At 67.7% G+C, this 12466-nt stretch carries 9 protein-coding genes and 2 pseudogenes; 3 read left to right on the forward strand and 8 right to left on the reverse strand.

Annotated elements, in window-relative coordinates:
* Positions 1-27: 27 nt before the first annotated feature.
* From C5F75_RS22575 to C5F75_RS22585, 3 genes are all read right to left on the reverse strand, one after another.
* Complete coding sequence (locus C5F75_RS22575; protein WP_060011382.1) at positions 28-1062, reverse strand: succinylglutamate desuccinylase/aspartoacylase family protein; 1035 nt, start codon at positions 1060-1062, stop codon at positions 28-30.
* A gap of 243 nt (positions 1063-1305) precedes the next feature.
* Positions 1306-1581, reverse strand: a complete 276-nt coding sequence (locus C5F75_RS22580; protein WP_059574372.1) for a hypothetical protein — start codon at positions 1579-1581, stop codon at positions 1306-1308.
* A gap of 254 nt (positions 1582-1835) precedes the next feature.
* A complete protein-coding gene (locus tag C5F75_RS22585; protein ID WP_060011379.1) occupies positions 1836-3386 on the reverse strand; it encodes a sensor domain-containing diguanylate cyclase in 1551 nt (516 codons plus the stop codon).
* Positions 3387-3853: 467 nt separating this feature from the next.
* Here C5F75_RS22585 and C5F75_RS22595 point away from each other — a divergent pair, with 467 nt between their 5' ends.
* From C5F75_RS22595 to C5F75_RS22605, 3 genes are read left to right on the forward strand one after another with little or no spacing between them, the layout of a single operon-like run.
* On the forward strand, positions 3854-6730 hold the full coding sequence (locus C5F75_RS22595) for a xanthine dehydrogenase family protein molybdopterin-binding subunit (protein ID WP_060011378.1): 2877 nt from the start codon (positions 3854-3856) through the stop codon (positions 6728-6730).
* The gene (locus C5F75_RS22600; RefSeq protein ID WP_059574375.1) at positions 6727-7425 is read left to right on the forward strand and encodes a (2Fe-2S)-binding protein; all 699 of its coding nucleotides are present in this window, start codon (positions 6727-6729) and stop codon (positions 7423-7425) included. Before C5F75_RS22595 ends, C5F75_RS22600 begins: the two co-directional genes overlap by 4 nt.
* Positions 7422-8684 carry a cytochrome c gene (locus tag C5F75_RS22605; RefSeq protein WP_059574376.1) on the forward strand — a complete coding sequence of 421 codons (1263 nt, stop codon included), beginning with the start codon at positions 7422-7424 and terminating at the stop codon, positions 8682-8684. Before C5F75_RS22600 ends, C5F75_RS22605 begins: the two co-directional genes overlap by 4 nt.
* Before the next feature lie 92 nt (positions 8685-8776).
* Here the strand turns inward: C5F75_RS22605 and C5F75_RS36870 are convergent, their stop codons facing one another.
* From C5F75_RS36870 to C5F75_RS37330, 5 genes and pseudogenes are all read right to left on the reverse strand, one after another.
* Positions 8777-8935, reverse strand: a complete 159-nt coding sequence (locus C5F75_RS36870; protein WP_167351655.1) for a hypothetical protein — start codon at positions 8933-8935, stop codon at positions 8777-8779.
* A 133-nt stretch (positions 8936-9068) separates the two neighbouring features.
* Positions 9069-9560 carry a peptidoglycan-associated lipoprotein Pal gene (gene pal, locus C5F75_RS22610; RefSeq protein WP_059574377.1) on the reverse strand — a complete coding sequence of 164 codons (492 nt, stop codon included), beginning with the start codon at positions 9558-9560 and terminating at the stop codon, positions 9069-9071.
* A 417-nt stretch (positions 9561-9977) separates the two neighbouring features.
* Entirely contained in the window at positions 9978-11174 is a 1197-nt protein-coding gene (locus C5F75_RS22620; RefSeq protein WP_060011374.1) for a porin, read from the reverse strand.
* Positions 11175-11537: 363 nt separating this feature from the next.
* A pseudogene (locus C5F75_RS22625) lies at positions 11538-12230 on the reverse strand (LysR substrate-binding domain-containing protein); the annotation flags it as partial.
* Positions 12231-12234: 4 nt separating this feature from the next.
* Positions 12235-12390: pseudogene (locus tag C5F75_RS37330) on the reverse strand (ISNCY family transposase); the annotation flags it as partial.
* Positions 12391-12466: the final 76 nt, after the last annotated feature.

Raw genomic sequence — 12466 nt, forward strand, 5'->3', positions numbered from 1 at the left:
CGCTCGTGAGCGTGTCAGTCGGGTTCATCACCCGATGACACGCGGCGGCGTCGACAACTCCGCCAACTGAAACAGACAATCCCCGCGCCGCACCTGTGCGGGCACCCGCTTGCACACCACTTCGCCGTCGCCGTTGAACCGATGCAGCACCGGTTCCCGCAACGGCGTATCGGGGAAGTGCACCCACGCGGCCGGCTGCCCGGCCTTCACCTGGTCGCCGAGTTCGACGAGCGGTTCATACAGCCCGCGCTCGTACGCATAAACGAAATGGCGATCGCCGTCGACGCGCATGAAGCGCGTGACGGTCGGCGGCGCGTCGGGCACGAGCGCGCCGTGCAGCAGCCCGATATAGCCGAGGTAATGCAGCAGCCCGTGGCGGCCGAGCCGGATCAGCGACGGGTCGGCCATGCCGGCGCCGCCGAGTTCGGTCACGATCGAGATCGCGCCCTGCCGACGCGCGGCCGACGCCGAATGCACGGGATTCGGCGCGTGCAGCAGCGCATTCTGCAACCCGAACGCGACCAGCAGCCCGTTGAGCTTCTCGGCTTCGTCCGCGTCGAGCGGATCGATCGCGAGCATGTTGCCGCCCTGGTACAGCAGCGAGCTGCCGCCCGAATGCAGATCGACCAGATACTGCGCGCGCGACAGCAGTGCGTGCTCGATGTAATGGGCGATCATCTGCGTCGGCGTGCCGGTCGGATCGCCGGGGAAGCTGCGGTTCAGGTTGCCCTCGTCGAGCGGCGACACGCGCAGGCCCGCATCCGCCGCCGGGAAATTCGCCATCGGCAGGAGGATCAACTGGCCGCTGACCATCTCCGGCTCGATCTCGCGCATCAGTTGCGACACGATGATCTGGCCTTCGTACTCGTCGCCGTGATTGCCGGCCATCACGAGCGCGACCGGGCCGTCGCCATTGCGGATCGACGCGATCGGGATCGGCAGCCAGCCGTACGCGGAGCGGTGCACGGAGTGCGGCAGCCGCAGGTAGCCCGCGTGCTTGCCTTGCGCGTCGAGATCGATTTCGCAGTGAATGGGATTTCGGGAAGAGGAAGAGGCGGTCATGGCGGTATCGTTCGATGAACGGAATCTGCCATCTTATAGGGGAAAGCGGCAACGCGCGGCGGGCGGGCTCAACCGGGTACGCGTGACGGCGGACGGGCGCGTTGTCGTGCGTTGCGGTGCCGATACGCGCGACCGCGCGCGATGTTGCAGCGATGAACGCATGCCGGCGCGCCAGCCGGCCGGTTCTTGCGCCGGCTGGCGCGCCGGGCCCTTGTCGCGACAGGGCCGGCGCGTGCAACCGGCTTACCGGCCGGATGTTTCAGCTTCGAGACGTCCTTCTTCCCACAGTGCCCAGAAACGGCTGCCGGCGCGATACGGATTCGCGCGCCGCGCGGCGTAATCGGCGATGCCCTGGCGAAACGCGCCGTACAGCGTGAGCGGCGGATTGTCGACGCATGCGGCTTCGTATGCGGCCGGCATCCGGCGGTCGGACACGAGCCGGCGGATCAGCGATGCGCCGTCGATCACCGCCTGTTCGTCGATGATTTCGGTTCGTGCGAGGACGTCGACGGTATTCATGTTGGGCTCCCTGAAACGTTCTTTCCGTATCAAGGAGCAATAAGAGTGCCAGTCGCGAAACACCGCTCCCGGCCTCGATCGTGCGGGCTTCTGCCGTCATCGTGCTGCGTGCCGGACGGCGATGTTACGGAACACGTCACGTGACATGCGAGCGCGCGGCGCCACGCGCGAGCCGGCAAAGCGTTTCGGAATTGAATCGTCGGGAAGATGCGGCGGGTAGGAAAAAGGAATGCGCGGCGCGGCGCGCGATCGGCTCAGCTTGCGGCAACCGGCGCCACGCGGCGGCTGCCGCTCGAATAGAAGCAGTAGATGCCCTTGCCGGCCGACTTCGCGTCATACAGCGCGCTGTCGGCCTGCCGGATCAGCTCGTCGGGCGAGCCGTGCCCGTCGTCGAGCGCGATGCCGATGCTGATGCCGATGCAGACGGTCTCGCCGATCGACAGCACGTACGGCGCCGAAATCTGCCGGATGATCCGCGCGGCGAGGATCGAGCACGCGTCCATCGTCGTGTCGTCGATCGCGACGACGAACTCGTCGCCGCCGATGCGCGCCGCGAGCTCGCCGCGCGGCAACGTCTTGCCGAGCCGCTCGGCGACCTGCGTGAGCACTTCGTCGCCGGCCTGGTGGCCGAAGCGGTCGTTGATCGACTTGAAGCCGTCGAGGTCGAGATACATGACGGCGAACGCGGGGCTCGGCAGCCGCGGCCGGCGCGCGAGCATCCGCTTGAGCTCCGCATGCAGTTCGTGGCGATTCGGCAACCCCGTCAGCGCGTCGTGCCGCGCGAGGTGGCGGATGTGCTGTTCGGTCTGGCGGCGCGCGGTGACGTCCTCGACGATGATCACCGCGTTGCCGTCCGGTACGCGGTGGCGCGTCAGTTCGAGCTGACGGCCGTCGGCGAGCGCGATGTCGAGCGGCACGGGCTCGGCGCGGCTCAGCCACGCGGCACATTGCGCGGCAAGGCCGGCGCCGGCGGGATCGGTCGCCGCGTTCGCGCCGAGCGCGGCGACGACGGCCGGCAGCGGCGTATCGAGCATGACCTCGCGCGCCGAGCCGAACAGTTGCGCGGTGCGCCGGTTCACCACGATCACGCGGCTGTCGCCGTCGATCATGCACAGGCCGTGCGGCATGTAGGTGAGGGCGGCGTCGAAGCGCGCGACGAGTTCGGCGTTGCGCTGGCGCGCGGCGATCAGCGCGACGAGCACGCGGTAGTGGCGCTGCACGACCGTGCGCATCGCCGCGAGATAGATCGCGATCGGCGGCACCAGCAGCCACGCGCCCGGCCGCGGGGCCAGCAGCGCGCCGACGCCGATCGGCAGCACGCCGAGCACGACCTGCGTCATCGCGAGCCGCGGCAGCGCCGAATTGCGCGATGCGATCCCGCCGAACACGCCGCCCGCGACCATCACGGACAGCGTGCCGAGCTCGACGTCGGCGGCCTGTACGCAGCCCATCACGCCGAGGCCGAGCACGAAGCACGCGACGAGCGACACCGGCGCATAACGACTCGCCCAGTATTCGGTGCGATCGTCGCCGGCGTCGCGCCGCACCGTGTAGGCCCGTACGATCGACAGGCGCGCAATGAGCAGACCGACGTCGACGACGAGCCACGCGAGGCACCACAGCTGCTGCAGCCGGATCAGCGCAACGGCCGCGACGAAGCCGCTCGCGAGCCCGGACAGCGCCATCGGGCGCACGTCCTCGAACAGCGTCACGAGCATCGACGGACGCAGCGCGGCCGTCACGCGGTGGTTGCCGGAGGGGGGAGTGGCGAGAACGGAGTTCAGGAGAGATGCCCTGACTGCCATGGTTGTCGACCTCGACACGATGTCTCGATGGCTGGCGGCGCCCGCACGGCACGTGGCGGAGGCCCGGCCTAGCCGGATGCGCACGACATTACCATGAAAAACCGGCGGTGCGGGGCAGCCGGCAGCCCCGGCGCATCGCTGCGAGCACGAGTCGTCAACCCCGGTTGCGAGCGGCCCGCGGATTCGGCGGCGCGGAGGCGGCATCGTTGCGAACGGAACGATGTGCGGCTGCCACGCGGAAACTGGCGAGGCCGGCACAACGGTATCGAGCCGCACGCAAACGGCATGCGAATCGCCCCCGCGATTGCCCGCCGCAGCCGGCTGAAACCCGTTATAAGAAATTCAATAAGTATTTCATGCGGGAAATACTATAGGCGATATATCAAAAACAATGCCAGAATGCGCGCCGCTCCGAACGCCGCGACACCCGATCGCCGTCCGAGCCGCCTCAGGAGGTTCCCCCCCAAATGAAAAACCACGGCCTGTCACGGCGGGGTTTTCTGAAAGCCAGCGTGCTGGCGGGTGTCGCGGTGAATGTCGCGCCCATCGGCAGCCGCGCGTTCGCGGCGCTCTTCGAAGAAAAACTCCTCACTCCCGTCAAATGGGATAGCGTCACCGGCATCCCCCAATTCCGCATCGACGGTATCGCGAAGGTCACGGGCTCGAAAGTGTTCGCCCGTGACGTGCGCGCCGCCGACATGCCGCACTGGCCGCAGCAGCAGTCGCACGCGCTGATCCTGCGCGTCACGCAGGCCGACCGCACGTACGAGGACTTCGACCTGTCGCTGCTCGGCGATGAGCTGAAACCGGACCGCGTCGTCACGGCCGACGATCTCGCGCGCGACGGCGTCGCGTTCCCGGCGTTCTACGGCGACGACATGCTGTTGCCGGCCGGCAAGACGCCCGCGTATCTCGGCCATGCGGTCGCGATCCTGATCTATCACGACTTCGCGCGCTTCCGCTTCGCGAAGAACGCGCTGAAGTTTCGCGACGACGTGATTCGCTACGGCGCGGTCACGGGCCCGCTCGAACGCGATCCGTGGGGCACCTTCCGCTATGTGCGCGTGGGCGGCAAGACAGCCTATGACGACGACGTCTATTCGAGCCTGAAGGACGCGCCGATCTTCCCGAGCATGATGCGCAAGCACCTGCCGGTCTGGCCGGACGGCAAGGCGCACGGCAAGCTCGACGAGCAGGGCATGTTCCTCGCCGGGCAGATCGGTGCCGAACTCGATCATCCGCCCGCCGAGTGGCTCGTGTTCGACCGCGAATACAACACGCAGTCGGTCGATACGGCCGCACTCGAACCGGACAACGCGAACTGCTGGTACGACGCTGCAACGCAATCGCTGCACCTCGTCGTGCCGACCCAGTCGCCGCTCGAGGTGTCGGAGAACGCGGCCGCGATGGTCGCGAAATGCCGCTTCCCGGTGAAGAAGCTGTTCGTGCATCCGTGCTACACGGTCGGCTACGGCTCGAAGGATCACTTCAACGTGCCGTTCTACGGCCTCGTCTGCGCGCTGTACGCGGACGGCCGCCCGGTGCGTTTCGCGAACGACCGCTACGAGCAGTTCCAGACCTCGTTGAAGCGTCACGCGTTCAAGATGCATTACCGGATCGCGGTCGATCGCAACACCGGCCTGCTGCAGTCGTTCAAGGGCGATTTCGAGGCGAACGGCGGCGGGCGCTCGAACTTCTCGCCGTCGGTGGCGATGGTCGGCGCCACGGCCGCGCAATCGATCTACTACTTCCCGAAGAGCGATCTCGCGGCCGTCGCGATCGCGTCGCGCGCGATCGACGCCGGTTCCGCACGCGGCTACGGCACGCTGCAGAGCATGGCCGCGACCGAGATGGCGATCGACGAGATCGCCGCGCAACTGAACATCGACCCGATCGACTTCCGGCTGCGCAACGCGCTGCGTTCGGGGATGAAGAACACGCAGGGCGCGATTCCCGCCGGTGCGCTGCGCGTCGACGAAGTGCTCGAACGGGCGAAGCAGCATCCGCTGTGGACGCGCCGTGCCGCGCGCAAGGTCGAATTCGAGGCCGCGCATCCGGGCAAGCGCTACGGCGTCGGCTTCGCGTGCGTGCAGAAGGATTTCGGCACGGGCGCGGAAGCGTCGTTCGCGAAAGTCGAATTCGACGAGCACGGCAAGGTGTCGCTGCAGCATACGGCGGCGGAGATCGGCACCGGGATGTCGACGTCGCAGGCCGTCGCGGTCGCGAAATGGCTCGGCCGCCCGGCGACCGACGTCCGCGTGGCGCTGACCGAATGGCCGGACCTGCCGATCGAGACGAGCGGCGATCCGTATCTGATGTCGCAGGCCGACCAGGATCGGCTGAGCGCGAACCCGCGCTGGTCGCCGGGCTATGCATCGCCGTCGAGCGCGACGAACTCGGCGTATTACTTCACGCACAGCACGCGCGAAGCCGCGCGCGCCGTGTTCCGCTACGGGCTATGGCCGGCCGCGATGTCGATCTGGACGCGCGGCCTCGGCGGCGGCCAGGCCGCGCCGTACACGATCCGCATCGAGGATGCGCGCTGGGTCGACGGCAAGCTGACCGCCGACGGCCTCGAGCCGCTGACGTTCGAGCAGCTCGCGAAGCAGGCGCATGCGCTCGGCCTGCCGACCGGCGCCGTCGTGCACGTGTTCAACCGCTGGCAGTGGACCGACGCCGAGTTCGAGGTGGGCGGCACGGTCGAGCGTCTGCCGATCGACGGGCTGTCGCTGCGTGTCGGCGCGCCGAAGACGGGCGACGACGGCCCGATCCCGGGCACCGCCGCCCCGGCCGGCGCGAGCGCGTTGCGCGGCACGCTGCCGCCGACCGCGAACGGCTACCGCGTGCTGGACCGCAAGCGCGTGTTCATCCCGCCGACGAGCCGCAACAACGCGGCCGTCACGTACTACACGGCGGTCGGCACGCTCGTCGAGCTGGCCGTGCACGAAGCGACCGGCAAGGTCGAACTGCTCACGCATCACTCGATCATGGAATGCGGCAACCAGATTTCGCCGCAACTCGTGTCGGGCCAGTTGCAGGGCGGCCTCGCGATGGGCATCGGCCATGCGCTGCACGAGTACCTGCCGCTCTACGAGGACGGCCCCGGCAACGGCACGTGGAACTTCAACCGTTACCGGTTGCCGCGCGCGTCCGACGTCGCCGTCTGGACGCAAACGGGCGACGTGCTGCCGCCGCTGTCCGAGACCGACCCGCCGAAGGGTGTCGCCGAAGTGGTGATGATCCCCGTCGTCGGCGCGATCGTGAACGGCATCGCGCACGCGATCGGCCATCGTTTCACCGACTTGCCGGTGACCCCGCAAAAGATTCAGGAGGTGCTCGCATGACGACCGCCCAAACCGCGGCTTCGGCCGCGAGCGCCAGCGCGGCTGCGACCGGCGCTTCCGTGCCGGCGGCGGCTTCGGCCGCCCCGGCGTCCGTTCCCGCCACGCCGGCTGCACCGGCACCGGCTGCCGTCGAACGTCCGCTCGTTCGGTTCCAGCAGAAGCCGCTGTCGGTGAGGATCAACGGCAAGGCCGTCGGCCCGATGCAGGTGCCGGAAGGGCTGATGATGATCGAGTTCCTGCACGAGTACGTCGGCCTCACCGGTTCGCGGCTCGGCTGCGGGCAGGGCATCTGCCACGCGTGCGTCGTGATCGTCGACCAGCCGGACGGCACGAGCGAGGAAATGCGCACCTGCATCACCGGCGCGCACTTCTTCCATGGCCGTTCGATCCGCACGATCGAAGGCCACGCGAAGCGCAACGAGGCGGGCGAGGTCGTCGAGCTGTCGCCGATCCAGCAGAAGTTCCTCGAGCACTTCAGCTTCCAGTGCGGCTATTGCACGCCGGGCTTCGTCAACGCGGCGACCGTGCTGATCGAACGCCTGAAGCGCGAGCCGGTCGCGAAGGCCGACGTGGAACGCACGATCACCGACGCGCTCGATGCGCATCTCTGCCGCTGCACGGGCTACGTCCGCTACTACCAAGCCGTCAAGGACGTGGTGCTGACGACGCCGGGACTCGTGAAGGACGCCGCATGACACGCACTCTCGCTCATCGTGTCGCGCGGGCCGCGGGCCTGCCCGCGCTCGCCGCGGCCTGCGCGCTGCTGCTCGCTGCCTGCGGCGGCCACGACGCGCCGGCGTCGAGCGCGGCGTCCGGCGCGCCCGGCGCCGATGCGGTCGCGCGCGGCCGCTATCTCGTCAAGGCTGCCGACTGCGCGGCGTGCCACACCGCGAAGGACGGCGCGCCATTCGCCGGCGGCGCGGCGCTCGAATCGCCGTTCGGCACGTTCTACGGCTCGAACATCACGCCCGACAAGGAACACGGAATCGGCAACTGGAGCGCGGACGACTTCTACGCCGCGCTGCACGACGGCAAGGCGCCGGGCAAGCGCCTGTATCCGTCGATGCCGTACACGTCGTACCGACAGCTCACGCGCGCCGACGCCGATGCGATGTACGCGTACCTGAAGACGGTGAAGCCGATCGCGCAGGAAAACCGCGCGCACGACCTGAAGTTTCCGTACAACCTGCGCTTCGGCATGCTCTTCTGGGACATGCTGTTCCTGAAGGACAGCCTGCCGGATGCGTCGGCCGGGCAATCCGCCGACTGGCGGCGCGGCCGCTATCTCGCGGGCGCGCTCGGCCATTGCGCGGAATGCCACACGCCGCGCGCGTTCACGGGCCAGCTCGACGGGGCGAAGCCGTTCGCGGGGGCCGCGCTCGGCCGCGTGGCCGCGCCCGACATCACGCCGGGCGGCCTCGCCGCGCGCGGCTGGACGGGCGCCGACCTGCAGACGTTCTTCGGCGTCGGCATCGCGCCGCAGGGCTCGGCATTCGGCGAGATGTATCCGGTCGTGCACCTGAGCACGCAGTACCTGACGAAGGACGACCTGCGCGCGCTGTCGGTGTACCTGCTCGGCGATACGCCGCCCGCGCCGCAACCGGTGAAGCCGGTGTCGGCCGACGCCGCGCAGCTTGCCGCCGGCCGCTCGGCGTATCTCGCGGTCTGTGCGGGCTGTCACGGCTTCAACGGCGAAGGCAAGCCGCACGTGGCGGTGCCGATGAACGGCAACTCGACGGTGCGCCAGGACGACCCGCGCAACCTGCTGGTCGCGATGCTCGACGGCATCGACGAGCAGAAGTTCGCCGGCTTCGAGAACCTGCAGCCGATGCCGGGTTTCGCGCGCACGCTGAGCGACGACGAACTCGCGCAGCTCGCAAACTACCTGCGTGCGACGTGGGGCGGCCGGCCCGCGAGCGTCACGCCGGCCGACGTGAAGGCGATGCGGCGATAAATCGGACGACGAAACAGGGCGTCGCGCGCGACACGGCCGAGTGCCGGCCGCGTTTGCGCGTGACGCCCCGTTCAAGCCAGTCCGGCGGCGCGTCAGTAGCCGCCTCCGCCACTACCTCCACTGCCTCCCGAGCCGCCGTACCGGCTCATGCCCGGTCCTTGCGACACGCCGCTGCCCGACGACGTACAGCCCGCCGACAGCACGAGCACCAGCGCCGCGATCAGCGTCGCAGCCAGCGTTGCCGATTTCATTGCAATCTCCTTGCAGCGCGCAGGCCACGGGAAAGGCGGCTCATGGGAACCGCGCGCCTGCGCGATGACAAGACGTTTCGGCGAAGCGTTTATTCCATGCTTTTCGCGTATCGCCGCGGCGGCGGCGCCTGGATCAACGATAGACGAGATCGGCGCGGCGATTCTGCGCCCACGCTTCCTCGTCGTGGCCGAGCGCGACCGGTTTTTCCTTGCCGAGGCTGACCGCCTCGAGTTGCGTCGCCGGCACGCCGAGCGTTTCGAGCGCGCTCGCCACGGCCTGCGAGCGGCGCTGGCCGAGCGCGAGGTTGTATTCCGACGTGCCGCGCTCGTCGGTGTTGCCCTGGATCAGCACGCGCCGCGCGGGATGGCTGCGCAGATAGTCGGCATGCGCCTGCAGCAGCGACTGGAATTCGGGCTTCACCGAGTACTGGTCGAAATCGAAGTAGATGCTGCGCTTGGCGAGCGGGCTGTTCGGATTGTTCAGATCGTCGGCCGTCACTGTCGCGACGGCTTCGCTCGAGGGCGTCGGCGCCGCGCCGGCATTCTCGGGCGTTTTCGCCGCGTGGTGGCAACCGGCCAGCAGGACGAAAGTTGCCAGGACCGCAATTCGGTTCATTTTGCTCATCGTTCTTCTCCAGCGGTTGACTGCGTTGAAAGCGGGGCGCGTGCCGTTCGCACGCAGCCGTCCGGCCGCCATGGCGCGAAATGTCCGGCTTCGCTGCCGCGATGCGGATTCGTAAGCCGATGGTGCGCCAGATGAAAGAATGTTGCGACCGGAACGCCGGATCGCGGCGTCGCTGCAAACAGATTAGGAAAAATGTCACAACGCGACCAGTTTCTTCGCATTTTTTGCGCAAACGCGACGGCCGGGAGGCATTCTTGCTTCCGTCGGCGGTGCGCGGTAAGCAGCGCCTGCCACAGCGAAAAAGGCCGCGCACGGGGCGCGGCCTCGTCGGTGGCGGTCATGGCGCTTGGGTGATGCGGGAAGCGCTCGCCCGATGCAGCCGGTCGGCAGCGTGACGCGGCGGTGCACGCCGCGTCGTCAAAACTTGTGCCGCAGCCCCAGCGCGACGACGGCCTGGTTGCTGTTTGCGGAAGGCGTCAAGGTCCAGACCGTCGCGTTGAACGCGGGGTTGCCGTTGCCGCCGCTCACGCGCTGATAGGTACCTTCGAGATACGCATCCGTGCGCTTGGACAGCGCATAGTCGGCCTGCGCGACGACCTGGTTCCATTTCGGGCGCGTCTGGCCCGTGCGCGTATCGAAGCGGCCCATCGTGTACGTGTACGCGGCGGCGACGGTCAACGCCCGCGTGACGAAGTAGCGTGCATCGATCGAAAAATTGTCGAACACCAGCGATTCGCCTTTCAGCGGGGCGATGTTGCCGCCCTGAAGCACGCCCGTCACGCCGTCGGTGGTCGAATGCGACCATGCGACGCCGACCGAGTGCGGCCCGAACGCATAACGGCCCGCCATCGCCCAGATCTGCTGGTTGCCGCCCGTGACCGTCGCCGAGCCGTCGACGGTGCTCAGTGCGCCGTCAGGGTTCGATGCGTTGCGGTCGCGGCTGATCTTCAGGTAGCCGGCGCCGAGCTTCAGCGGCCCGTTCGCATACGACACGCCCGTGCTCCACACCGCGTTGTTGGAGAACTGGCCGGCCGTGTTCGAGAAACCGATCATCGCGCCGAACCTCAACCCGCGAACCGTCGGGCTCGTGTACTTCACCGCGTTGTTGACGCGCAGGTTGCGGTTCGAATCGTCGTTGTCGTACGGGTGGACCGCGAGGTTGCCGCCCCAGCCGGGGCCGGCCGCGCCGAGCGGCGTCACGAAATCGAGGATCAGGTCGTACTGGCGGCCGAAGGACAGCGTGCCGGCCGTCTCCGAACCCACGCCGATCCACGCCTGGCGGCCGAACAGGTCGACGCCTTTCTGCGACAGCTTGCCGGTGGTGCCGGAGAAGCCGTTCTCGAGCGTGAAGACCGCGGCCATCCCGCCGCCGAGATCCTCGCGGCCGTGCAGCCCCCAGCGCGACGCGTTCAGCGCGCCGCTCGTCATCGCGACGCTGCCGCCGCCGGGCGAGCCGGCGCCGCGCGTGCGCTGGTTGCTCGAGTAGGTGATCGACGTGTCGATCAGGCCGTACAGCGTCACGCTGCTCTGGGCAAGCGCGACATCCGGCACGAAGCCGGTCAGGCAGGCGGCAATGACGGTCCCCGCGATGCGCGCGCCGGCATGCGGGTTCATTGTGCAGGAATGCATAGGTGTTTTTGTTGTTGTGTTGGAGCGGCCTGACGGCCGATGGATCGAGCGGCCATTATTGGAGATCGTGCGACCGTCGATTAAGACGTTGCACAGGAAAGGTCCTCTGCGGAATCGCTTGGAATTGCGATGCGTCGGCTGCACGGAGGCAGTCGGGGAGGGGGCGTGCGGGGGCGATGCGTGAGGTGCCGCGCACCCTTGCGCGATTGCGTGTCGGCCTGTCTGGCGGCTGGTGGCGGACATGCGGGGAGGGCGTGGCAGATGCCGGGGTTCGGCACCGGCCGCGACGGCGGCGGCGATCGTCGCATTGGCGGCGTCGGCTCGACAGGGGCTATCGCTCGATGACGCTTACGTCGTATCCCAGGCTGGTGCGTGAGCGGGCGGCAGGCTCGCGTTTGTTTTTGCGATTTCCGAACATCGATGCCCGGCAAATTCCCGAAGCACCCAGTCGCGCAATATTTCGGTTGCGTGTCTCGTCGCGGAACGAGGGCTATAGACGAGATCGTACTGGAAGCTGTCCAGCGCCAGGTCGAACGGCCGGACCAAGGTGCCGTTGGCCAATTCGTCGGAGACCAGGGTCAGGCTTATCAGGCCGATTCCCTGTCCGGCAAGGGTCGCTTGCATCGCATGGACCTCGTCGTTGAACCGGAGGCCGTCGTTCGGATCGGTGCCGCGTATTTTGGCCGCCTCCAGCCAGCGCGCCCATGTAATCGCGCGTTGATCGTCGCGAACGGCGGGCCCCCAATCGAAGTGAATCAGCGTCGCGCGCTGCAGGTCTTTCTCGTCGGAGATCGACAAATGCGGACGACACACCGGCGTAAAACGGTCCCTGAAAAGCGGTTCCGAAATGAGCCCGGGATAGTAGCCCGAACCGTAACGAATCGATGCATGCGCGGACTGATCGAGGTCCACGATGGCATTGGTGGCGTCGAGCCGAAGGGTCCAATCGGGATAGGCGGTACGAAATCCGCCTGCGCGAGCGGCGAGGCATTTTGCGGTGAATGCGACCGTGGACGTGAGCGTCGCGACCCTGGTTTCGTCGATGTTTACCGATTCGGCTGTTATCACGTTGCGCCTGAAGCGCTTGCGCGACCTGCAGTACATGACTCAAGCGCTTGTGCTCGACGACGGCACCTTGATCGATTTCGGCCAGACGGTCGTATTGTCTGCAGCGCAACACACGATCGTCAGACCGGATTTGAGCCTATCCGAACCTTTGTGTGTGAGGCATAAACTGATGGCCAAGGAGCCACGTTATGCCACGCAAACGTAAGGAA

Origin of the sequence: Burkholderia anthinoferrum, from assembly GCF_002925705.1 — a bacterium.
Taxonomy (GTDB): domain Bacteria; phylum Pseudomonadota; class Gammaproteobacteria; order Burkholderiales; family Burkholderiaceae; genus Burkholderia; species Burkholderia semiarida.

Excerpts from the sequence above, each read along its gene's own strand:
- C5F75_RS22575 (WP_060011382.1), bottom strand. The coding sequence starts at position 1,062 with ATGACCGCCTCTTCCTCTTCCCGAAATCCCATTCACTGCGAAATCGAT.
- C5F75_RS22585 (WP_060011379.1), bottom strand. The coding sequence starts at position 3,386 with ATGGCAGTCAGGGCATCTCTCCTGAACTCCGTTCTCGCCACTCCCCCC.
- C5F75_RS22620 (WP_060011374.1), bottom strand. The coding sequence starts at position 11,174 with ATGAACCCGCATGCCGGCGCGCGCATCGCGGGGACCGTCATTGCCGCC.
- C5F75_RS22605 (WP_059574376.1), top strand. The coding sequence starts at position 7,422 with ATGACACGCACTCTCGCTCATCGTGTCGCGCGGGCCGCGGGCCTGCCC.
- pal (WP_059574377.1), bottom strand. The coding sequence starts at position 9,560 with ATGAGCAAAATGAACCGAATTGCGGTCCTGGCAACTTTCGTCCTGCTG.
- C5F75_RS22595 (WP_060011378.1), top strand. The coding sequence starts at position 3,854 with ATGAAAAACCACGGCCTGTCACGGCGGGGTTTTCTGAAAGCCAGCGTG.
- C5F75_RS36870 (WP_167351655.1), bottom strand. The coding sequence starts at position 8,935 with ATGAAATCGGCAACGCTGGCTGCGACGCTGATCGCGGCGCTGGTGCTC.
- C5F75_RS22580 (WP_059574372.1), bottom strand. The coding sequence starts at position 1,581 with ATGAATACCGTCGACGTCCTCGCACGAACCGAAATCATCGACGAACAG.
- C5F75_RS22600 (WP_059574375.1), top strand. The coding sequence starts at position 6,727 with ATGACGACCGCCCAAACCGCGGCTTCGGCCGCGAGCGCCAGCGCGGCT.